The 22,718-nt window shown below is 68.6% G+C and carries 19 protein-coding genes and 1 pseudogene; 2 read left to right on the top strand and 18 right to left on the bottom strand.

Features of this window, described 5'->3' with window-relative positions; all coding sequences use genetic code 11:
* The 3 genes from glmM to rplM all read right to left on the bottom strand — a co-directional run bounded on the left by glmM (position 1) and on the right by rplM (position 2,568).
* Positions 1–1,359, bottom strand: a complete 1,359-nt coding sequence (gene glmM, locus OC490_RS46815) for a phosphoglucosamine mutase (RefSeq protein WP_262064183.1) — start codon at positions 1,357–1,359, stop codon at positions 1–3.
* Positions 1,360–1,552: 193 nt separating this feature from the next.
* Complete coding sequence (gene rpsI / locus OC490_RS46820; protein ID WP_262064184.1) at positions 1,553–2,080, bottom strand: 30S ribosomal protein S9; 528 nt, start codon at positions 2,078–2,080, stop codon at positions 1,553–1,555.
* A 44-nt stretch (positions 2,081–2,124) separates the two neighbouring features.
* Positions 2,125–2,568: a 50S ribosomal protein L13 gene (rplM, locus tag OC490_RS46825; RefSeq protein WP_013001400.1), complete on the bottom strand. Its 444-nt coding sequence runs from the start codon at positions 2,566–2,568 to the stop codon at positions 2,125–2,127.
* A 382-nt stretch (positions 2,569–2,950) separates the two neighbouring features.
* On the opposite strand from rplM, the gene OC490_RS46830 reads away from it, so the two are divergent.
* Positions 2,951–3,832, top strand: coding sequence for a hypothetical protein (locus OC490_RS46830; RefSeq protein WP_262064185.1), 882 nt, complete (start codon positions 2,951–2,953; stop codon positions 3,830–3,832).
* Positions 3,833–3,873: 41 nt separating this feature from the next.
* On the opposite strand, the gene OC490_RS46835 is transcribed toward OC490_RS46830, so the two are convergent.
* The 7 genes and pseudogenes from OC490_RS46835 to OC490_RS46865 form a co-directional block, all read right to left on the bottom strand.
* On the bottom strand, positions 3,874–4,416 hold the full coding sequence (locus OC490_RS46835; protein WP_262064186.1) for a GtrA family protein: 543 nt from the start codon (positions 4,414–4,416) through the stop codon (positions 3,874–3,876).
* An 8-nt stretch (positions 4,417–4,424) separates the two neighbouring features.
* Positions 4,425–5,195, bottom strand: a complete 771-nt coding sequence (locus OC490_RS46840; RefSeq protein ID WP_262064187.1) for a polyprenol monophosphomannose synthase — start codon at positions 5,193–5,195, stop codon at positions 4,425–4,427.
* A gap of 18 nt (positions 5,196–5,213) precedes the next feature.
* Positions 5,214–6,533, bottom strand: a complete 1,320-nt coding sequence (locus OC490_RS46845; RefSeq protein ID WP_262064188.1) for a UDP-glucose dehydrogenase family protein — start codon at positions 6,531–6,533, stop codon at positions 5,214–5,216.
* Between the two features lie 33 nt (positions 6,534–6,566).
* Positions 6,567–8,108: a glycosyltransferase family 39 protein gene (locus OC490_RS46850; protein ID WP_262064189.1), complete on the bottom strand. Its 1,542-nt coding sequence runs from the start codon at positions 8,106–8,108 to the stop codon at positions 6,567–6,569.
* Entirely contained in the window at positions 8,105–9,847 is a 1,743-nt protein-coding gene (locus OC490_RS46855; RefSeq protein WP_262064190.1) for a hypothetical protein, read from the bottom strand. Before OC490_RS46855 ends, OC490_RS46850 begins: the two co-directional genes overlap by 4 nt.
* Positions 9,844–10,848, bottom strand: a complete 1,005-nt coding sequence (locus OC490_RS46860; RefSeq protein WP_262064191.1) for a glycoside hydrolase family 26 protein — start codon at positions 10,846–10,848, stop codon at positions 9,844–9,846. The genes OC490_RS46855 and OC490_RS46860 overlap by 4 nt, the downstream gene beginning before the upstream one ends.
* Positions 10,845–12,476, bottom strand: a pseudogene (locus OC490_RS46865) (glycosyltransferase family 2 protein). Before OC490_RS46865 ends, OC490_RS46860 begins: the two are co-directional and overlap by 4 nt.
* Positions 12,477–12,976: 500 nt before the next feature.
* On the opposite strand from OC490_RS46865, the gene OC490_RS46870 reads away from it, so the two are divergent.
* Positions 12,977–17,308 (top strand): choice-of-anchor D domain-containing protein, encoded by a 4,332-nt coding sequence (locus tag OC490_RS46870; RefSeq protein WP_262064192.1) that lies wholly within the window; start codon positions 12,977–12,979, stop codon positions 17,306–17,308.
* 69 nt (positions 17,309–17,377) lie between these two features.
* Here OC490_RS46870 and truA read toward each other — a convergent pair whose 3' ends face one another.
* From truA to map, 8 genes are all read right to left on the bottom strand, one after another.
* The gene (truA, locus tag OC490_RS46875; RefSeq protein ID WP_262064193.1) at positions 17,378–18,235 is read right to left on the bottom strand and encodes a tRNA pseudouridine(38-40) synthase TruA; all 858 of its coding nucleotides are present in this window, start codon (positions 18,233–18,235) and stop codon (positions 17,378–17,380) included.
* A 129-nt stretch (positions 18,236–18,364) separates the two neighbouring features.
* Positions 18,365–18,865, bottom strand: a complete 501-nt coding sequence (rplQ, locus tag OC490_RS46880) for a 50S ribosomal protein L17 (RefSeq protein ID WP_262064194.1) — start codon at positions 18,863–18,865, stop codon at positions 18,365–18,367.
* Between the two features lie 83 nt (positions 18,866–18,948).
* A complete protein-coding gene (locus tag OC490_RS46885) occupies positions 18,949–19,971 on the bottom strand; it encodes a DNA-directed RNA polymerase subunit alpha (RefSeq protein WP_019055532.1) in 1,023 nt (340 codons plus the stop codon).
* Positions 19,972–20,090: 119 nt separating this feature from the next.
* A complete protein-coding gene (gene rpsK, locus OC490_RS46890; RefSeq protein ID WP_003956432.1) occupies positions 20,091–20,495 on the bottom strand; it encodes a 30S ribosomal protein S11 in 405 nt (134 codons plus the stop codon).
* Positions 20,496–20,564: 69 nt separating this feature from the next.
* Positions 20,565–20,945 (bottom strand): 30S ribosomal protein S13, encoded by a 381-nt coding sequence (gene rpsM / locus OC490_RS46895; RefSeq protein ID WP_019055531.1) that lies wholly within the window; start codon positions 20,943–20,945, stop codon positions 20,565–20,567.
* A gap of 206 nt (positions 20,946–21,151) precedes the next feature.
* Positions 21,152–21,265, bottom strand: coding sequence for a 50S ribosomal protein L36 (gene rpmJ / locus OC490_RS46900; protein WP_003998809.1), 114 nt, complete (start codon positions 21,263–21,265; stop codon positions 21,152–21,154).
* A gap of 59 nt (positions 21,266–21,324) precedes the next feature.
* Positions 21,325–21,546 (bottom strand): translation initiation factor IF-1, encoded by a 222-nt coding sequence (gene infA / locus OC490_RS46905; protein WP_003948620.1) that lies wholly within the window; start codon positions 21,544–21,546, stop codon positions 21,325–21,327.
* A 275-nt stretch (positions 21,547–21,821) separates the two neighbouring features.
* Positions 21,822–22,658, bottom strand: a complete 837-nt coding sequence (gene map / locus OC490_RS46910) for a type I methionyl aminopeptidase (protein ID WP_262064195.1) — start codon at positions 22,656–22,658, stop codon at positions 21,822–21,824.
* Positions 22,659–22,718 lie beyond the last annotated feature (60 nt).

Below are 22,718 nucleotides of genomic sequence, written 5' to 3' on the forward strand. Positions count from 1 at the left end.
TCAGCCCAGCGCCGACTTCACCGCATCCGCCAACCGCCCGGCCACAGACCGCGCCTGGTCGATGTCGGCGGCCTCGACCATCACCCGCACCAACGGCTCGGTACCCGAAGGCCGCAACAACACCCGCCCCGTGGAGCCGAGTTCACGCTCCGCCTCGGCAACCGCAGCCGCCAGGTCCGCAGACGTGCCCACCCGGGTCCGGTCCACGTCCGGCACATTGATGAGCACCTGCGGCAACCGCACCATCACGGACGCGAGGTCCTTGAGCGTACGGCCGGTGTCGGCGACCCGCGCCGCCAGCATCAGGCCGGTCAGCGTGCCGTCGCCCGTGGTCGCGTGGTCCAGGATGATCACGTGCCCGGACTGCTCGCCGCCCAGCGCGTAGCCGTGCTCCTTCATCTCCTCCAGGACGTAGCGGTCGCCGACCGCGGTCTGGACGAGCGTCAGGCCCTCGCGCTCCATGGCCAGTTTGAAGCCGAGGTTCGACATGACGGTCGCGACGACGGTGTCGGAGCGCAGTGCGGAACGCTCCCGCATCGCCAGCGCGATCACGGCCATGATCTGGTCCCCGTCGACCTCTTCACCGGTGTGGTCCACGGCCAGGCAGCGGTCGGCGTCCCCGTCGTGCGCGATGCCGAAGTCGGCGCCGTGCTCGACGACGGCGGCCTGCAGCAGACCCAGGTGGGTGGAGCCGCAACCGTCGTTGATGTTGAGGCCGTTGGGGTCGGTGCCGATGGTGATGACCTCGGCGCCGGCCCGGGAGAAGGCCTCCGGGGAGACACGGGCCGCGGCGCCGTGCGCCTCGTCGAGGACGATCTTCAGCCCGTCGAGCCGGTTCGGGAGCACGCCGATGAGATGGGCGACGTACTGGTCGAAGCCTTCGCTGTAGTGCCGGACCCGGCCGACGCCCGAGCCGGTCGGACGGTCCCAGGGGGCGCCGGTGCGGTGCTCCTCGTAGACCTTCTCGATCCGGTCCTCCAGCTCGTCGTCGAGCTTGTGCCCGCCGCGCGCGAGGAACTTCAGTCCGTTGTCGGGCATGGCGTTGTGGCTCGCGGAGAGCATCACACCGAGGTCGGCGCCCAGCACACCGGTGAGATACGCCACCGCGGGGGTGGGCAGCACACCGACGAGCAGTACGTCCACTCCCGAGCTGGCCAGGCCCGCGACCACCGCGGCCTCCAGGAACTCCCCGGACGCGCGCGGGTCCCGCCCGACCACGGCCGTTGCCCGGTGGCCGGCGAACGTGCCCGCCTCGGCGAGTACATGCGCCGCCGCGACGGAGAGGCCGAGGGCCAGCTCGGCCGTCAGATCCGCGTTGGCGACACCGCGCACGCCGTCCGTGCCGAAGAGTCGTCCCACTTGTCCTCCTGAGGAAGGCGAAAGTTCTGCAGGGCGAACGTCCTGCATCCAGGCATACGATGCCTGTTCATCCGATCACACAAGCCTTTGAGCGTCTTGTGCCGTTATACGCCCCGCGCTGTGATAAACGAACGCCCCGGCGGCACGACTGGCGTGCCGCCGGGGCGTTCGGAGTACAGACAGCAGTCGCGATTTAGCGCTTGCTGTACTGCGGGGCCTTGCGGGCCTTCTTGAGACCGGCCTTCTTGCGCTCGACCGCACGGTCGTCGCGACGGAGGTAACCGGCCTTCTTGAGGGCGGCGCGGTTGTTGTCCACGTCGGCCTCGTTCAGCGCGCGGGCCACGCCGAGGCGCAGGGCACCGGCCTGACCGGAGACGCCGCCACCCGAGATACGGGCGATGACGTCGTAGCGGCCGTCGAGTTCGAGCACCTTGAAGGGCTCGTTGACTTCCTGCTGGTGGACCTTGTTCGGGAAGTAGTCCTCAAGCGTGCGCCCGTTGACCTTCCACTTGCCGGTGCCGGGCACGATGCGAACGCGCGCGATGGCGTTCTTGCGGCGGCCCAGGCCGGCGGCGGGCTGCGGGTCGCCGAAGCGGCCGGCGAGCGACTCGGAGGTGTACTCGCCCTCGACGGGCACCTCGGACTCGGTGGTGTAGCTCTCGATGTCGACGAGCTCGGTCTCGGTGTCTTCGACCGGCTGCTCAACGGTGGTCTCGGCCACGGTTCTCCTCAGATTCTTTTCTGTCTTAGGGGGTGTGGCCGGAACTACTGCGCGACCTGGGTGATCTCGAACGGCACCGGCTGCTGGGCAGCGTGCGGGTGCTGGTCGCCCGAGTAGACCTTCAGCTTGCTGATCATCTGACGGCCCAGGGTGTTCTTGGGGATCATGCCCTTGATGGCCTTCTCGACGGCCTTCTCGGGGTTCTTCGCCAGCAGCTCGTCGTAACGGACGGAGCGCAGACCACCCGGGTAGCCGGAGTGGCGGTACGCCAGCTTCTGGGTCTTCTTGTTGCCGGACAGGTGAACCTTGTCGGCGTTGATGATGATGACGAAGTCACCCATGTCCATGTGCGGGGCATAGGTCGGCTTGTGCTTGCCACGGAGGAGGTTCGCAGCAGTGGTAGCCAGACGGCCCAGGACGATGTCCTGCGCGTCGATGACGTGCCACTGGCGAGTCACATCGCCGGGCTTGGGGCTGTACGTACGCACTTCGCAGCCTTCTTCTTCAGTGGATGGGTGCTGACACATGGCATCACTGAAGCGATCGTGCAGCTGGGGACGACAATGGCCGGGGACGATGCCCGTATGCCGCCCACTGGTAACTGCTCCAGGGAACCTACGCAAGGGCTTCTCGTCTGAGAACGACCAAGCCGATACGCATAACAAACCGCAAGACTACTCGCGCTGCCCCGGACGGGTCAAAACGGGGTGCGGCCGGGCGGCCACCTGCGGCTTCACGGGGGCCGGGAGCGCTCCGGGCGGAAGCGCACGGCAAGGGTGCGGACACGTACCGTTACACCCTCAACGTCAGTTGCTCCAGGGCTCATTGAGACGCACGTGCACGGGCGTTGCCCCGTCTAGGATGCGACCCATGAGCTTTGGGCAGGGGGGACCCCAGTCCCAGTGGGATCCCTGGAAACCGCAATCGCAGCAGCCGTGGGGCGGCAACGTCGACGACGAGACCCCGGACTGGGCCGCGCTCGCCGACCGGGCGGAGACACGCAACCGGCGCAAGAGACTGCTGCTCATAGGCGGCGGCGCGGTCGCGACGATAGCCGTCGGGACGGCCGTCGCCATGGCCGTCATGTCGGCGAACGGCGACGACACCGCGTCCGGGCAGCCGACGAACCTGCCCGCGAGCGGGTCCCTGCCGAGCACCGGCGCCACCTCGCCGTCCTTCGCGCCGACCAGTGCGCCGCCGCCGCTGGACCCGAAGGAGTTCATCTCCAGCAAGGCCAAGGACACCGCGCCGCTCAGCGCGGAACTCCTGTTCCCCGGCACGCAGTTGACCATGGGCTCGACGGTGTACAAGAAGGGCCCGACGGCCGACACCACGAACTGTGCCTCGGCCGCCCAGTCGACTCTCCCGAAGGTCCTCACGGCCAACGACTGCACCCGCCTGATGCGCGTCACCTACACCAAGGACGATGTCGCGGTGACGGTCGGCGTGGCCGTCTTCGACACCGAGGCCCAGGCCGAGAAGGCCAAGACACAGGCGGACACGAAGAGCATCATCAAGTCCCTGTCCGGCAAGGGCGTCAAGCCGTTCTGCGACGGCGCGGTGTGCCGCACGACCACCAACGCCTACGGCCGCTACGCCTACTTCACGATCGCCGGCTTCACCAACGGCACGGACGTGACGACGAAGGACACCAAGGTCTTCAGCATCGGCGACGACCTGGCCGAGTTCGCGTTCCGCCAGATCGGCAGACGGGGCGAGGCCCAGGCCTCGGCGGCAGCGGCGGCCGGATAGCCGCCCCCGCCATCGGGCCTGCGCCGCTGTCCTGCCGGTGATCAGCTCCAGTCACGCGCCTCGGCCAGCACCGGCGCCTCCCGGTGGGGAGGGAAGGCGGGTACCTCGTCACGCGGGTCCGCCACGGTGTGTTCCCGCCTTCCGCCGGCCGTTCTGAAGACCCACGTCCGGTAGGACCAGAACCGGAAGAGGGTCGCGACGCCGATGCCGAGGAACTTGCTGACGTTGGTGGCGAGGGGACTGCCCCAGCCGAGTCCATAGGTGGTCGCGTAGAGGACCGAGTTCTCGATGACGAGGCCGACCGCACTGAAGAAGAGGAAGAGGCCCAGCTCTCTTCGTCTGCCGGTCCGGTCGTCCTGGGCCCGGTCCCGGTAGGCGAAGTACCGCAGGCCCAGGTAGTTGCCCAGGATCGCGCAGGCCGTCGCCACGACCCCCGCCCGCACGGTCTGCCAGTGGGCGACGCTCCTGATGAGGTTGAAGACCCCGAGGTTGACCACGAACCCCGACAGCCCGACCACGCCGAACTTCGCGATCTCGCGGTACAGATGTCCCCACCGCGAGGGAGTCGCATGCCGTCCGCTCACGGTCCGGATCAGCCCCGTCTGTGGCGCAGCCGCAGCCGCAGCGGCACCACGGCCGACTCCAGCTGTGTGGCGAAGTTCATCTTGGACACGCCTTCGGTGCGCTCCTCGAACCGGATCGGGATCTCGACCGCGCTGTGTCCGGCCCGGACGGCCTTGAACTTCAGCTCGACCTGGAAGCTGTAGCCGGCACTGTCCAGGGTCGCGAGGTCCACGTCACGCAGAGTCTGTGCCGACCACAGGTTGAAGCCGGCCGTGATGTCCCGGATCTTGGTGCCGAGCACGGTCCGGGCGTAGCGGTTGGCGAACCGGGACAGCAGGACGCGGTGCCTGCCCCAGTCCTCGTCCAGCGAGCCGCCCTCGACGTACCGGCTGCCGACGACCAGGCCGACCCCCGAGGCCACGGCCGTGCCGAGCATCCGCGGGACCGCCTCGACGGGATGGCTGCCGTCGGCGTCCATCTGGACGACGTAGGCGGCGCCCTCCTCGAGTGCGGCGCTCATGCCCGCGACGTAGGCGCGCCCCAGGCCGTCCTTCTCGGTGCGGTGCAGCACGCTCATCCGGCGTCGCCCGGCGGGCTGGTCGGCGTTGTACTTCTCGGCGAGCTCCTCGGCGATCCTCCCGGTGCCGTCGGGGCTCGAATCGTCGACGATCTTCAGGTGCAGCCCGTCGATCGGCAGGCCGAGGACCAGCTCGGCCATCCGGGGCAGGTTCGCCGCCTCGTTGTACGTCGGCATCACGATGGTGACCGGTACGCCGGGGTGTCTTTCGTGGTCCGTCATGTCCTTCTCTTCCCTCCCCTAGAGTCCCTGAAGGGACCTCTCCCCAACCGGCGCGGGTCTGCCCAGCGCGCGGAAATGCCAGCCCGCCGCGGTCCAGCGGTCCGCGTCGAGCACCCCCCTGCCGTCCACGATCCACGGCCGGGACACCAGCTGTGCGGCCCGCTCCGGGTCGATCTCCCGGAACTGCGGCCACTCGGTGAGATGCAGCACGAGGTCGGCTCCCCTGAGCGCCTCCTCGGCCGACATCGCGTATCCGAGGAGCGGGAACGCCTTGCGGGCGTTGTCCAGCGCCTCGGGGTCGTAGACCGTGACATCGGCGCCGTCGAGCCGCAGCCGGGCGGCCACGTTGAGCGCGGGCGAGTCACGGATGTCGTCGGAGTCGGGCTTGAAGGCCGCTCCGAGTACGGCGATCCGGGCGCCGAGCACGGATCCTCCGCACAGTTCGCGCGCCAGCTCGACGGCCTTGTCGCGGCGCCGCATGTTGATCGCGTCGACCTCGCGCAGGAACGCCAGGGAGACGCCCAGTTCGTCGGCGCGGTGCGCGAAGGCGCGGATGTCCTTGGGCAGGCAGCCGCCGCCGAAGCCGACGCCGGCGCGCAGGAACTTCCGGCCGATGCGGTCGTCGTGGCCGATCGCCTCGGCGAGGACACCGACGTCGCCGCCGGCCGCCTCGCACATCTCGGCCATCGCGTTGATGAAGGAGATCTTGGTGGCGAGGAAGGCGTTGGCGGCCGTCTTGACGAGTTCGGCGGTCGGGAAGTCGGCGGTGACCAGCGGAGTGCCGGCGTCGAGGACGGGGGCGTACACCTGACGAAGGATCGTTTCCGCGCGCGAAGACCGCACCCCGAAGACCAGCCGGTCCGGCCGCAGCGTGTCCTCGACGGCGAAGCCCTCGCGCAGGAACTCCGGGTTCCATGCGACCTCGACACCCTGGTGCACCGTCGCCAGCCGCCCCGCCGTCCCCACCGGCACGGTCGACTTGCCGACCAGCAGCGCCCCCTCGGCCGCGTGCCCGGCGATCGCCGCGAAGGCCGCGTCGACGTGGGTCAGGTCGGCGCCCTCGGAACCCTTGCGCTGCGGGGTGCCGACGCACACGAAGTGCACCTCGCCGAAGGCCCCGGCCGCCGCGTAGTCGGTGGTGAACCGGAGCCGTCCGCTCGCGGTGTGCTTCGCGATCAGCTCCGGCAGCGCGGGCTCGTGGAACGGCACCCGCCCCGCCTGCAGCGCGGCGACCTTGTCGGGGTCCACGTCGACCCCGAGCACCTCGTGTCCCAGCTCCGCCATGCAGGCGGCATGGGTGGCACCGAGATAGCCGGTGCCGATGACTGTGAGCCGCATCCAGCGGCCTCCTTCACAACTCCGTGTCGGCCGCTACTTGCGTTCGAGAACCTGCACCACGACATGGTTCAACTTCACCGTGCGGCCGGCCTTGAAGGACTTCTCGATCGCCGCCGCGGTCTTCTCGTTCATGCCGGTGAGCAGCGGACGCCCGTCGCTGACGGTGGAGACCAGCCACAGCCGGTCGGTGCCCTTGAGACAGCTCGCCGGCTTGCGGCACTCGGTGGCGCCGTAGGACCCGTTCTGTTGCGGGGTGTACTCCATGAGCACGTCCTTGGGGGCCTTGCGATCCCGCAGTTCGTACGCCATGGCCCGGCGCTCCGACATCCCGCCGTTGAAGATCATCCCGTCGCCGGACCTCTCGCCCGCCGCGATGGCATTCGCCGCGCCCCGGAAGTCCGGTTCCATCGGCAGGTCCTTCTTGGCGTCGCCGATCGCCGGCCACGCCACGAAGGCGTACCCGGCCGCCACGGCCGCGACCAGCAGCCCGCTCAGCACCTGCGCGCCGGTCCCCCGGCGGGCGTCGGGGTCGAGCCTGCCGACGAGCCGGGTCAGGCCCGCGGCCACCAGCAGCGTCCAGGCCGGGATGGTGAACAGCAGGTACCGCGGCAGGAAGAGGTGCAGCTGGTTGGCGGTCACGAAAGTGAGCACCGGCGGCAGGACGGCCCAGGCGGCGAGCAGCACCGAGTACCGCCCGGCCACCAGCAGGCCGACCACGCCGAGGGCCATCACCGCTCCGCCGGTGATCCACGACCCGAACAGGGTGTCCGGGAGCTGGGTCAGGTCCTTGGTCGTGGTGACGTTCCAGGCGATCTGGCCGCTCTGCCCGGTACCCTGCGCGACCATCGGGAAGGTGATGGACAGTCCCAGCATGGCCGCGCCGGCGAAGGCGTAGTGGGCGACGCGGTCGCCCCGCTTCTTGGCCAGGAAGACAAGCCACACATGCCCGGCGAGCACCGCCATGGCCACCAGGTGGCTGAACCCCGTGGCCGCGATGGCGAGCCCGTACAGCGTCCAGTTGCGCAGGCTCGGCCTGTCCAGCGCCCGGATCAGCCACAGGGTGGCCAACAGCGCGAACATCGTCGCGAAGGCGTACGGCCGGGCCTCCTGGCCGTACCGGGTGATCATCGGGACCACCGCGAACAGCAGTCCGGCCAGCACCCCGGTGCGCACCGCGAACATCCGGCGCCCCAGGAGCCCGACCAGACCGGCCGAGACCGCCATGGCGAGCGCCTCCGGCAGCCGCAGCATCGCCGCCGAGTCCCCGGCGACGTCGATCCACAGATGCATGATCGCGTAGTACGGCGCGATCACGACGTCGATGCTGCCGATCAGTCGTCCGAGGTCGTGCCACGAGATCGTGGACGCCCACCAGGTGGCGTGCTCGTCGCGCCACAGCTGGCGCCCGCCCAGCCCGGGCATCACACAGACGGCCGCGACCAGCGCGGGCAGCACGAAGGCGAGCCACGCCGAGCCCCGGCCGACGCCGTCGGCGGACCTGCGGTGCTCGGAGGAGGCGCCCTCCTCGGGTTCCTCGGCGGCCGTCTCGTCGACCGATGGTGTGTACGCCGTCATCGCTTCACCCAGATCCGGTACGGCTCCTGCCCGCCGTCCTTGTCGGAGGGCCGCAGCACGGCCAGCAGCCGGTAGTTCGCGTTGCCGCGCAGCGCCTCGGGAACCGAGGCGGCCCGCAGCACGATCGCGTCGTAGGAGCCCTTCTTCACCGCGGTCGCCAGAGCCGCGCCCCGCTCGGCAGGGTGCCACTGGGCGGGCTTCGTCTGGGCCCGGAGGTAGTAGGCGGAGATCTCCGGGTCGTCCGTCAGGTACTGGCCCTTGGTGTCCACGACCTCGCGCAGGGCGCCGATCATGGCCGCCGAGTCCGGCGGCCGGTACAGCCCCCCGGTCTGTGCCATGCCGATGACCAGGGCGGCGACGTAGATCATGATGCCGATCTGCGGGTACCGGAAGTGGGCGCCCATCATCCGCGAGACACCGAGACCGGCCATCGGCACCGCGAAGAGCAGTCCGAAGCCGACGTGGATGTACAGCGAGCTGCCGTTGCCCAGCCAGGCCTGGTAGAGCGGGGCGAGCAGGGCGGTGGCACACATCGTCACACCGAGCAGGGAGCGCCGGATCGCGCCCGGTGCGCTGCCTTCGGCCCACGGCATCTCACCCATCCGGGCCCGCCGGATGAAGCCGACGGCACCGATCACCGCGACCAGCAGGACGACCCCGCCCCACTCGGCGCTCTCCTTGAGCAGTTCGGCGGCGCTGTCGACGCCTTTGACGTTCCAACCGCTCGGCGTGCCGGCGAGCTGGACGCCGGCGAAGCACAGGGCACCGGTGGCCCCCGCGAAGATCGCACCCCGCAGGAAAGCTCCCGCGCCCCGGAAACGGTAGGCGGTCAGTACGGCGAGCACAGTCAGCGTGGGCAGGTAAAGGGCGGCCGCGTAGGCGGCGAACGGCGCGAGGGCCGCGAAGGGCGCCGCGAGCAGCACGGCCACGGGGCTGGCCTGCCGGGTCCGGGCCAGCAGCCACAGGGCGGCGGCGAGAAGGAACAGCGACAGGGAGTGCAGGGAGGCGTAGCGGCCGGTGAAGGCGGTCGACTCCAGCACGGAGTACATGGCGGCGGCCGCGAGACCGGCCCGCGCGTTGAACAGCAGCCGGGTGGCGCCGAACAGCAGCGCCGTGGCTCCCAGCGCCCACGCCAGACTCAGCGCCCGGGCCCCGGCGAGACCGAGTTGGGCGACCAGCCCCGAGAGCTCGCCGTCGGATGTGAGGAACTTCGCCTCCTGGGGGAAGGCGCTGCCGTCGAGCCGGAAGGACAGCCCGGCCTGCACAAGCAGGATCAGGAGCAGGACGCCCCGGCTGATCCACGCCGAGCGGCTGTTGTCGACCGACCAGGCCGACACCGGGACCTCGGGCAGCACATAGCCCGGCTCGGGCTCCGGCTCCGGCTCCGGCTCGGGTTCGACGACGGTGTACTCCGGGACGTAGTACTCGGCGTCGGAGCCGCCCGTGTTGGGACGCGCGTAGTGCTGCTGCCCGGGTGTCGGCTGCTGCGAGATGTAGGGCTGCCCGCCGTACGGCTGCTGGTAGCCGTAGGCCTGCTGGTCTCCGTAGGCCTGCTGGTCTCCGTACGCCTGCTGGTCGTCGTACACCTGCTGCTGTCCGTAGGCCTGCTGGTCGTCGTAGACCTGTTGCTGGTCGTCGTAGACCTGTTGTTGCTGCTCGGAGTAGGGCGGGTGGTGCTGCTGCCAGTCCTGTTGCTGCCCGGGCTCCGACCAGCCGCCGTCCTGCTGCTGCGTCGTCATGAACGCGGCACCTCGAATCCGAAGTCGTCGTCGGCGATGAGGCGCTTGAACTCGGCCAGGGCGAGCGGGCTGCTCTGAATGCGCCAGTCGGCCCGCTTGGGGATGTTGAACCACAGGAAGCCGATGACGTCCTTGTCCGCCTTCACGCCTCCGAGCAGCGCGCGCACATCGGCGCGCCGCCGCTCCCCGGGCTCGGACGAGGTCTCGCTGATCAGCACCGGCTTGTCGGTGAACGCGTCGATCTGTTTGCGGGTCGGGCCGTACAGGGTGTCGAAGGTGTGCGCACCGGTCTGCGTCCAGTAGCCGACGATGCCGACCCAGTCGACGTAGGCGTCACCGGGCCAGTACGGCTTCAGCTTCACGGAGGGGACCGGGTTGATGACGTTCGGGCTCCACACCCAGATGACGTTGGTGGCGCCGACCTCCTGGAAGACGTCGTGGATGTGCCGCCACGCCTTCACGAAGGTCGCGGGGGTGGTGTGCTTGGTGCCCCACGGGTACCACCCGCCGTTCATCTCGTGGCCGAAGCTGATCGCCACGGGCACGTTCGTCTTGCGCACGCTGTTCGCGTACTTCTTGATGTACGTGTCCTGCGAGCCGTCGGCGATCTTGTCGAGGCCGGGCTTGAACGGCTCCCACGACACGTACATCAGACCGCCGTCGCCGAAGACGTTCTGCGCGCCCTTGGCGTTGAAGCCGTCGCCCCACGACGAGTAGGAGCCGACCAGGTCGGGCTTCTTGCCGACGGTCTTCGCGAAGGCGTCCACCGGCTTCAGCGAGCTGGGCGCACCGTCCAGGGCCACCCCGAAGTACTCCTTGTCGGGGTGCAGCAGCGGTTTCACGTCGTACGGCGGCTGCGCCTCGGACGCCTTCGAGGACCCGGCGGCCGGCTTCTTCGCGGCGTCGGCGGCGGGGTCGTCACCGCCGAGCATGCCGCAGCCGGCGACCGCCGCCAGGGACATCAGCGCCGCGCACAGCGGGAGTACGGTCCTGCGGATCATGCGGGCTCACCTGCTGAGGTGTGTTCCCTGGGCTGGATGAGCGCTCGCGCGACGACCAGCGCGTAGAACAGTCCGGAGGACAGGACGAGAGCGAAGTCCGGCGGATAGCCGGTGAACAGCCGGTACACGGCCGCGCCGACCCAGACCACGGCCGTGCCGCCGCTCCAGATCCACAAGCCGAGCCAGAACCGGCGGGTCTTGTTCTTCTTCGCGCCCTTGGAGCCGGTCGGCTGCCAGCCCATGCGCTGCTTGCGCAGGATGTCCCAAATGGCGAAGACATGCGCCCAGCCGTACATCATCCGCGCCGACCAGGCCTCCAGCCGGTACGGCGCCTTGTGCCACATCGGGAAGACGAGGGTGGTGTAGACGATGCTGGGCAGCACCCAGACGAGGTGCTTGACCTGGAGCATCTCCGGGCTGGTGAGCAGCAGCATGATGGGCACGAGCGGCGCGAGGAAGGTGAACAGCGCCGTGTGGATGTAGTAGAAGAAGCCGGACATGTAGCAGAGGCGGCTGAAGAAACTGATCGGCGCGTCCCAGAACTTCTTGCTGGCGAGCAGCGACATCGAGCCGGAGCACCAGCGGTACTGCTGGTTGAAGAAGGCCCCGGCGGTGTCCGGGCACACGCCCGTGGACAGCGCGACCGGCACGTACCTCAGGTCCCAGCCGAGCCCGCGCAGGTCGAACCCGGTGTGCACGTCCTCGGAGTGCTCGATGAGGGTCGTGCCGCCGTTGGTGTCCAGCGCGGCCCGCCGGTAGATGGCACAGGAACCGACGCAGATGGCGCCGTCGCTGTTCTGCCGGGACACCTGCACGGACCGGTAGAACAGCTCCTGCACGGCACCGGCACCGCGCTCGATCCAGTTCTGCGAGTCCAGCACCCGGAAGTACTGCGGGGACTGCACGATCCCGATGCGCTCGTCGGCCTCCATGTACGGCAGCAGCTCCTCCAGGAGGTCGGAGCGCGGCGTGAAGTCGGCGTCGAGGATCAGGATGTACTTGCCGTCGGACTGGCCGAACCCGAAGTGCAGGTTGCCGGCCTTCTTGAACCAGCCGCGGTTCTCGCGGGTGCCGTAGCGGAAGCCGAAGTCCCGGGCCATGGCGGCGAGCTCGGGGCTCGCGCCGTCGTCGAGGACGAAGGGCACACAGGTGCCGGGGTAGCGGTCGGCCAGCTGCCGCACATGGGTCCAGGTGTTGTGCAGCACCTCGATGGGTTCGCCGCACACCGGCAGGAAGACGTCGACGCTGGGGTAGACCGGGGGCCGCCAGTCACGGACGAGCTACTGGTGGTACTCGAAGTCGAAGTCGCGCGTGAAGCCGTTGACCTTCAGCGACACGAGGTAGTAGACGACGGTGAAGAACAGCGGTGGCGCGAAGATCCACATCAGTGGGCTGGCCTTGGTCAGCGCCACCTGGCTGACGGTCAGGCACCCGAAGCTGACGATCGACGCGAGCGTCAGCACCCACAGGCGCCTCTTGACGTACGAATACTTCTCCGCATGCGACGGCGGCGCGGGCAGAAGTCCCAGGGACGCCTGTTCGGCGCCACGCTTTCCTCCACGCCTTGTCGATCGATGCCCCCCGGCACCGGTCACTCCGGACATGCGGGCAGAGTCAATAGATGACATTCCTACCCTCCGGGCCACAGGCCCGATGTGTTCCCCACCCCAAAACGCCCCTTTCGAACAAAGGGGCTGGATGGGAAAGATTATCCGAGGGATGTGAATGACGTAAGAGCAACGTGAGGACATACGACCGACAAGTCCCTATATGCCCCTTATCTTTGCTGAAGAGTGGGGTAACCATCAGGTTTCAGATCCGGACCACCCGGGCATACCTCTCCAGTTGTGCGCTTCTTGCCACACCCCCGTGGGCCTGGATACCGATCGGCGCTCGCCGAGAGCTCACCGTTCCCGCCTGCATCCCGAAACGATGTGCGCCCCATAGTGCCCAAAAACGTCAACTGATGATAAGAACAACCACTCAGTCTTCACGTTTGCGCCGCACCTGTGATCATTTAGGGCGCGGGCACCAGGGGGAGGGTCCCGATTTGCCCGGGTTTTCCATGCCCGCACGCGGTGGCCGCCATCGCAACCGGCGGCGCAGATGGGTGTTCGCCACAGTGGCCGTGGCCACTGTGGCGCTGATCGGCACGACGATCAGCCTGATGGCGTCATCGGCCCAGGCCGACCAGACCACCCAGGGCGTGGACAACTTGCGCACCAACTGGGACCCGACCGAGTCCGGGCTCTCCCCGGCAGCTGTCCAGTCGTCCGCCTTCGGCCGGCTCTTCGCCACCAAGCTGGACGGGCAGATATACGCCCAGCCGCTGGTGCTCGGTGACCAGGTGATCGCCGTCACCGAGAGCAACACCCTGTACGGCCTCGACCGCACCACCGGCGCGATCGAGTGGAGCAAGAACTACGGACCGTCCTGGCCCGCGTCGGCGATCGGCTGCGGTGACCTGGTGCCCAACGTGGGCGCGACGGCGACCCCCGTCTACGATTCCGCCACCAACTCGCTCTACTTCACCACCAAGGTCGACGACGGCACCTCGACCCACCGCCACCCCAAGTGGCTGATGCACGCCGTGGACCCGACCTCCGGAGCCGAGCGCTCCGGGTGGCCGGTCACCATCGCCGGAAGCCCCGTCAACGACCCGAGCGCCACCTTCGACGCCTACTACGAGCAGCAGCGCCCCGGCCTGCTGCTGATGGACGGCGTCGTCTACGCGGGCTTCGGCGCCCACTGCGACGCATGGCCGTACCGCGGTTACGTGGTCGGCGTGAGCACCACGGCGCACAGCATCACCTCGATGTGGGCCACGGTGACCGGCACCGGCACCGGCGGCGCCGGCATCTGGCAGGCGGGCGGCGGACTGGTCTCCGACGGGTCCGGCCGCATCTTCTTCAGCACCGGCAACGGCATCAGCCCGGCGCCCGGCCCCGGCAAGACCGTGCAGGGAACCCTGGCCGAGTCCGTCGTACGCCTCCAGGTCGGCGCGGACAACAAGCTCGCCACGGCCGACTTCTTCAGTCCGAGCAACGCCTCCACCCTGGACCTCAACGACCAGGACATCTCCTCCGGCGCCCCGATGGCGCTCCCGGACGGCTTCGGCACCAGCGAGCACCCGCACCTGCTCGTCCAGCAGGGCAAGGACGGGCGGGTGTTCCTGCTCGACCGCGACAACCTCGGCGGCATGGGCCAGGGACCCCAGGGCGGCGACGCCGCGGTCAGCGTGTCCGGCCCCTACCAGGGCATGTGGGGGCACCCCGCGTTCTGGGGCGGTGACGGCGGCTACGTCTACGTCGTCGGCAACCAGGGTCCGCTGCGCGCCCTCAAGTACGGCGTCCGCAACGGCGGTACGCCCACGCTCACCCTCACCGGCCAGAGCCAGGACACCTTCGGCTACACCAGTGGCTCCCCCCTCGTCACGTCCAACGGCACGGACGAGTCCAGCGCCCTGGTGTGGATGACCTCCGCGAGCAACGCCTCCGGAGCCGACGGCACCCTGCGCGCCTACAGCCCCGTCCCCGACGGCAACGGCCGTCTCCAGCTGCTGTGGTCGGCACCGATCGGCACCGCTACGAAGTTCAGCACGCCGACCGCCGAGAGCGGCAAGGTGTACGTCGGCACCCGGGACGGTGTCCTCTACGGCTTCGGCAGCCCGGCCAGGACCGCCCTGACCGCGCCCTCGCTGGACTTCGGCCAGGTCGGGGTCGGCGGCAGCGGCTCCGGCCGGATGACGCTGACGGCCACCCAGGACGTCAGCATCACCGGGCTCACGGCCTCCGGACCGTTCACGGTCGACCCGTCCGCCGTACCCACCCCCGCACAGCCCACGGCGCTGGCGGCGAACGCCACTCTCAACGTCCCGATCAGCTTCGTGCCGACCACCACCGGCGGTGTCAACGGCACCCTGACCGCGAACCTCTCGGACGGCCAGAAACTCGTCTTCGCCCTCCACGGCATCGGCACCAGGCCCGGCTTCGGAGCGGCGCCCGGCGCCCTCGACTTCGGCGAGATACCCACCGGCAGCACCTCGACGCTGAACCTCCAGGTCACCAACACCGGCACCGAAGCAGAGACCATCACCTCAGTCGACGCGCCCGGCGGCGCCTTCTCCGCCTCGGGGCTGCCGAGTGCGGGGACGGCCGTGCCGGCCGGCGGCTCGTTCGTGCTCTCGGTCGCCTACACGCCGACCACCGACCAGGTCGACAGCGACGCGCTCGTGATCAGCAGCAGCGGCAGCGGGGGCGCCACCCACACCCTGAGCGTGCCGGTCACCGCGACGGCCGTCACCGGGCAGGGACACCTGGAGTTCTCCACGAGCTCGCTGGACTTCGGCAAGGTCCCGATCGGCAGCTCCAAGTCGCTGACGTTCACCATCACCAACACCGGCAACATCCCGGTGACGGTGACCAAGGCCAAGGCACCGACCGGTGACTTCAACAGCCCGGTGCAGCTGTCGGAGGGCCTGGTCATCGGTCCCGAGCAGACCGCGGTGCAGAGCGTGACGTTCACTCCGCGTTCCGCCGCGGACCTGAACGCCTCCTACGAGGTCACCGGCACCGGGACCGACGGCAACGGCAACGCCCAGGGCGCCCTGTACGTGCAGATGAAGGGCACCGGTACCGGCACGGCCACGACCACCTCGACCGCCGACGGACTGTGGCAGACCAACGGCTCGGCGGTGCAGGCCGACGGCGGTGGCGTCCAGCTGACCCCGGCCACCAGCAACCAGGCGGGCTCGGCGGTGTACACCAAGCCGTTGCGCACCGACGGTCTGCGGGCCACCTTCACCGCGAAGTTCGGGCCCGGCACCGGCGGGAAGGGCATGACGCTCGCGCTCCTCGACCCGGCCCAGAACTCCGCCTCGGCGCTGGGCGGGTCCGGTGACGGCCTCGGCATCGCGGGGCGGCCAGGCACGGTGATCACCCTCGGCACCGGCTGGAACCAGACGCTGAAGGCGCAGAACTTCGTGGGAGTCGGCCGCAGTTCGGCCGGCTCGTCGACGATCGACTACCCGTCGGTGGTCCCGCTCACCACCTCACTGCGCCAGGGCACGCACCAGATCGACGTCCAGGTGGCCACCGGCCATGTGTACGTCTGGGTCGACGGGACCCAGGTGGTGGACGCGACACCGACGCTCACCTCCAACGCGCTGCTCGCCTTCTCCGGCGCAAACGCCGACAGCTCCGACGTGCAGACAGTGAGCAGTCCCGTCATCAGCGAGGGACCGCCCGCGCCCACCTCTCTCCACCTCACCGCCCCGAGTACGGGTGTCCCCGGCCGGTCTCTGACCGTCACCGGCACCCTCACCTCGACCGCGGCGCTCCCCGCGGGCCAGGTCGCGCACATCACGCGGAACGGGACGGCACTCCCCGACGTGACGACGCAGGCGGACGGCTCCTTCACCTTCACCGACACCCCGCCGGCGGAGGGCACCTACACCTACGCCGCGAGCTACACGGGAGACTCGAACCACGCGACGGCGACCACGACGAGCCTGGTCCAGGTGTCCAAGCTGACCACCTCGGTCAGCCTCACGGCCCCGGCCACATCAACCCGCGCCAAGCAGCTGACCGTCTCCGGCGCGCTCTCCGGCGCACCCTTCGCCACAGGCGGAGTCGTCAAGCTCACCAGGACCGACCTCGCCAACACGTCCGGCACCGCACTCGCCGACGCCAAGGTTGCCGCGGACGGTTCGTTCACCTTCTCGGACACCCCGCAGATCGGCGGCGCCAACACCTACAAGGTGACCTACGGCGGCGACGTCTCGCACAAGGCGGGCAGCACCAGTGCCACCGTCCAGGTCTCCCGGACCGCGACGTCCCTGACCATCGCGACCGACCACGCGACGTACGCGTACGGCCAGACCGCGAAGATCACCGCTCACCTCGGTACGACGTACAACAAGCGCACGGTGGCGATCTACGCCCAGCCGTTCGGCGGTACGTCGGTGCTGGTGAAGTCGGGGACGGTGGACAGCCACGGCAACCTGGTCGGGTCCTACAAACTCACCCGCAACACCACGTTCAGCGCGGTCTTCGCCGGCGACTACCGATACGCCCCCAAGACCGTCGCCCGAACCGCGCAGACCCAGGTACGGGTCTCGGAGAAGCTGTCCGGCTACTACACGAACACGCAGTACGGCAGCACTCTCTACCGGGTCTACCACCACACCGCCAAAGAGCAACTGGACGTCACCGTCACCCCCAACAAGTCCGGCCAGTGCATCCTGTTCCGCGTGCAGCGCTACTACGGCGGCGCCTGGCACACGCAGACCACCACGCCCTGCACGGCCCTGAGTTCCGCCAGCACCGGCCGCCACAAGATGTCCCTGACCAGCTCCGTGGGCAGCAGGTTCCGCATCGCCGCGGAGTACATCCACAGCAGTAGAGACACCACCAACCTCAGCACCTGGGGCGCCTGGCAGTACTTCACCGTCAGGCAGTGAGCACGACTGCGACCGGCTGAACAGCCCCGCCCTCGGCCAGCGGCCCAGGGCGGGTCCTCGGCAGCCGGTTCAGCACCCGCCCCCGTGTGGCAGAGACCGGCGATTCCGCGCCTCCTTGTTCCGCGCGGCCAGCAACTCGTCCGCCGGGTACGCGACTTCCTCCAACGTCAGCCCGTGCGGCCGTACGACATGCACGGCACTGTCCCGCACCCCCGCGTCCAGCACCTTCCGCGGCCAGTCCGGACCCCGGTGCCCGTCCCCCACGAACAGCAACGCGCCGACCATGGACCGCACTTGGTTGTGGCAGAAGGCATCGGCGCGCACTTCGATCTCGACGACACCATCACCCCGCCGCCGCACCCCGAAGTCGAGGATCTCCCGGATCGTCGTCGCCCCCTCGCGCTTCTTCGCATAGGCGGCGAAGTCATGCTCCCCCACAAGGGACTTGGCGGCGGCATCCATCACGTCGACGTCCAACTCCCAGTCGTGCCACAGCACATGGTTGCGCAGCAAGGGATCGACTCCCCCCGGCCGATCCCCCACCCGGTACACATAGCGCCGCCACAGCGCCGCGAACCGCGCGTTGAAGCCCTCGGCGGCCTCCGCGACCTCCCACACCCGCACATCCTTCGGCAGCCGCCCCGCGAGCCGCTTCAGCAGCTTCTCCCGGTGCTCGGCCCACAGCTCCCCCGGCAGATCGACATGCGCCACCTGCCCCCGGGCATGCACCCCGGCATCGGTCCGCCCGGCAACGGTCAGGTCGTACGTCGCGTCCCCCGCCCGCGTCACGGTCCGCAACGCGTCCTCGACCTCCCCCTGCACGGTCCGCCGCCCCCCGGCCTGCTTGGCCCACCCGGAGAACGCGGACCCGTCGTAGGAAAGGTCGAGCCGTACGCGTACGAACCCGGCCGCCACTTCGTCACTCACACCGAGATCCTTTCAGGAACACAAAAGCGGGCCCGCCCCTCGAAAGGAACGGACCCGCCAACACGCCCGCTTTCAGGGGCGCGGGGAACTGCGCGACCAGCCACGACGGCGGGTCGGCCAAAAACGGTGTTACGCGTCCTTGGCCTCTTCGTCGGCCTCGACCTCAGCCGGCTTGGCGTCCTCGACGACCTCAACCGGAGCCGCAGCCTCGGCGTCCTTCGCGGCACGCTTCGTCGCCGCCTCGGCCTCACCCGTCGCAGCCTGCGCGACAGTCAGCGCCTCAACGAGCTCGATGACAGCCATGGGCGCGTTGTCGCCACGACGGTTACCGATCTTGGTGATACGGGTGTAGCCACCGGGACGGTTCTCGTAGCGCGGGCCGATCTCGGTGAAGAGCGTGTGGACGACGCTCTTGTCCGTGATCACCTGGAGCACCTGACGGCGGTTGTGAAGGTCGCCCTTCTTCGCCTTGGTGACCAGACGCTCGGCGTACGGCCGCAGCTTGCGGGCCTTCGCCTCGGTGGTGGTGATACGGCCGTGCTCGAAGAGGCTCTTCGCGAGGTTCGCGATGAGCAGCTTCTCGTGCGCGGCACTGCCGCCCAGACGGGCACCCTTGGTGGGCTTCGGCATTTCTTTCTCCTTGGTATCTGCCCCGGCCGTATGAGGTACCGGAGTCAGGACCCGGTGAGCGGATGCTCACCGGCAACAACCGATCAGTACTGCTCGGTCTCCACAAAACCCGCGTCCACGTCGTCGTCGGCGCCGAAGGCGTCGGCAGCGGCCGTCGGGTCGAATCCGGGCGGGCTGTCCTTCAGGGCCAGGCCCATGCCGGCCAGCTTCGCCTTGACCTCATCGATGGACTTCGCACCGAAGTTGCGGATGTCCAGGAGGTCGGCCTCGGAACGAGCCACGAGCTCACCCACGGAGTGGATGCCCTCGCGCTTGAGGCAGTTGTAGGAGCGGACGGTGAGTTCCAGCTCCTCGATCGGCAGCGCCAGGTCGGCGGCAAGGGCGGCGTCCGTGGGGGACGGGCCCATGTCGATGCCCTCGGCGTCGATGTTCAGCTCGCGGGCGAGACCGAACAACTCCACCAGGGTCTTGCCGGCCGACGCCATCGCGTCACGCGGACGCATCGCCTGCTTCGTCTCGACATCGACGATCAGCTTGTCGAAGTCGGTGCGCTGCTCGACACGCGTCGCCTCGACCTTGTACGTGACCTTCAGCACCGGCGAGTAGATCGAGTCGACCGGAATCCGCCCGATCTCCTGACCCACCTGCTTGTTCTGCACCGCGGAGACGTAGCCGCGGCCACGCTCGACCGTGAGCTCCATCTCCAGCTTGCCCTTGCCGTTGAGCGTGGCGAGGACCAGGTCCGGGTTGTGCACCTCGACACCGGCCGGGGGCGCGATGTCGGCGGCGGTGACCAGACCCGGACCCTGCTTGCGCAGGTACATCACGACCGGCTCGTCGTGCTCGGACGACACGACGAGCTGCTTGATGTTGAGGATCAGGTCGGTGACGTCCTCCTTGACGCCCGGCACGGTGGTGAACTCGTGCAGGACACCGTCGATCCGGATGCTGGTGACAGCGGCACCGGGGATCGAGGAGAGGAGCGTACGGCGGAGGGAGTTGCCGAGGGTGTAGCCGAAGCCGGGCTCCAGCGGCTCGATCACGAACCGGGAACGGAACTCGTCAACGACCTCTTCGGTCAGAGACGGACGCTGAGCGATCAGCATGAGGTGATTCCTTCAGTCATGGACACCCACTATTTGATGTCCTGCTGTTACTGCAAGGGTACGGGCGATACAGCACCGAGGTGCCGTACCGCCCGAAGCCCAGAACTACCGGCCGTGCGTCAGACGCGGCGGCGCTTCGGCGGACGGCAGCCGTTGTGCGGGGTGGGGGTGACGTCCTGGATGGAGCCGACCTCAAGACCGGTGGCCTGGAGGGAGCGGATCGCGGTCTCGCGACCGGAGCCCGGGCCCTTCACGAAGACGTCGACCTTGCGCATGCCGTGCTCCTGCGCGCGACGGGCGGCCGACTCGGCGGCCATCTGCGCGGCGAAGGGGGTGGACTTGCGCGAGCCCTTGAAGCCGACGTGGCCGGCGGAGGCCCAGGAGATCACGTTGCCCGAGGGGTCCGTGATCGAGACGATCGTGTTGTTGAACGTGCTCTTGATGTGCGCGTGGCCGTGAGCGACGTTCTTCTTTTCCTTGCGGCGCACCTTCTTGGCAGCGCCCTGACGACCCTTGGGGGGCATCTATTACTCCTACGGGGAGGTGGTCGGTCCTACAGCGAAGACCGCTGGTGAAGCGTTGTCCGCTGCGGACTACTTCTTGCCCGGCTTCTTCTTGCCGGCGATGGCGCGACGCGGACCCTTGCGGGTACGAGCGTTCGTGCTGGTGCGCTGACCGCGAACGGGCAGACCACGACGGTGACGGAGACCCTGGTAGCAGCCGATCTCCACCTTGCGGCGGATGTCGGCCTGGATCTCGCGACGGAGGTCACCCTCGGTCTTGATGTTGGCGTCGACGTACTCACGAATCGCGACGAGCTGCTCTTCCGAGAGGTCGCGAACGCGGGTGTTGGGGTCGATGCCGGTCTCGGCCAGCGTCAGCTGGGAAAGGGTCCGACCAATGCCGAACACGTAGGTGAGGGCGACCTCCACGCGCTTTTCGCGCGGGATGTCGACACCGGAAACGCGTGCCATTCAATGGCTCCAGTTGATCTTCGGAGGTCTTCCGCAGAACCGGATCCCAGCCGCCGGCCTCTTCGTTCGAAGATTTGGTACGGCGTGGGTCCCCAGCCTCCGAGCCGGGGGTGTCGGACGCCTACTACGCCCGGGTCCTGCGTATGAACATGTATTGCTCGCGTCGCGCGAATCTCTGCGAATCGATGCAGAGGGAAGGTCGTGCGTCAGCCCTGGCGCTGCTTGTGGCGCGGGTTCTCGCAGATGACCATGACCCGACCATGACGGCGGATCACCCTGCACTTGTCGCAGATCTTCTTGACGCTCGGCTTGACCTTCATTGGTGAGGTTCTCCGGGTCAGTTGCCTGCGGCGCCGCTTGCGCGGAACCTGGGCAAGATCTACTTGTAGCGGTAGACGATCCGGCCACGCGTGAGGTCGTACGGAGACAGCTCCACCACGACCCGGTCGTCAGGGAGGATACGGATGTAGTGCATACGCATCTTGCCGCTGATGTGTGCCAGGACCTGGTGGCCGTTCTGGAGCTCGACCTTGAACATGGCGTTCGGAAGAGACTCGACGACAGTGCCCTCGATCTCGATGGCACCTTGCTTCTTGGCCACGCTTCGCCCTTCGAATCGACTACCTTGATCGACTCAGGTGCGTTCCCCTTGCGGGGTGCATGCGGACATGCGGGTGCACGAGAGCCGACGAGTCAGTCTACGTCAGGGCCCTCGGAAAGACGAATCGATGGAGGATGCCCCGGGCTGGAGATCATTAAGCACACGGGCCTTCACAACGCCCTGAGGGAAGCGCCCCGAAAGGGGCGCGGGGCTGTGACATCTGCGGCTCCGCCGCGTGGGCGCGACCAGCCCCCACCGGGCCCGCGGCCAACGAACTACGCAACGGGATCCGGCGCAGCCGTGATGCCGTACTCCGCAAGCTTCGCCTTACCCCCGTCGGGAGCCGTAAGCACAAGCGGCCCCTCCTCGGTCAAGGCAACCGAGTGCTCCCAGTGCGACGACCACGTCCCGTCCGTCGTGATGACCGTCCAGTCATCCGAGAGAACCTCGGTCTTCGGCGTACCGAGCGACACCATCGGCTCGATGGCCAGGCAGAACCCGGGGATCAGCTTGGGGCCCTTGCCGCGCCGCTTCTCCACGTAGTTCAGCAGATGCGGATCCATGTGCATCTCGGTGCCGATGCCGTGACCGCCGTAGTCCTCGACGATCCCGTACTTGCCGCCGCCCGGCTTCGGCTGCCGCCGGATGTACGTCTCGATGGCGCGGGAGATGTCGACGAGCCGGTTCCCCAGCCGCATCGCGGCGATGCCCGCCCACATCGACTCCTCGGTCACCCGGGAGAGCTCGATGAGCTCAGGGGCGTGGCCGGAGCCGACGAACGCGGTGTACGCCGCGTCCCCGTGCCAGCCGTCGATGATCGCGCCGCAGTCGATCGAGATGATGTCGCCGTCCTTCAGCACCACCTCCTCGGAGGGGATGCCGTGGACCACGACCTCGTTCACCGAGGTGCAGATCGTGGCCGGGAAGCCGCCGTAGCCAAGGAAGTTGGGCTTCGCGTTGTGGTCGGCGAGGACCTTGCGGGCGACCTCGTCCAGATCCTTCGTGCTCGCGCCGGGTACGGCCGCTTCACGCGTGGCCGCGTGGATCGCGGCGACGACCAGCCCCGCCTCGCGCATCTTGGCGATCTGCTCGGGGGTCTTGATCTGCACCATGGGGGCCTGCGCTCTCCGTCTTCCGCGTCACATGGGATGTGGCTGTACACAACAGTACGG

Origin of the sequence: Streptomyces sp. STR69, assembly GCF_024519455.1 — a bacterium.
Lineage (GTDB): Bacteria > Actinomycetota > Actinomycetes > Streptomycetales > Streptomycetaceae > Streptomyces.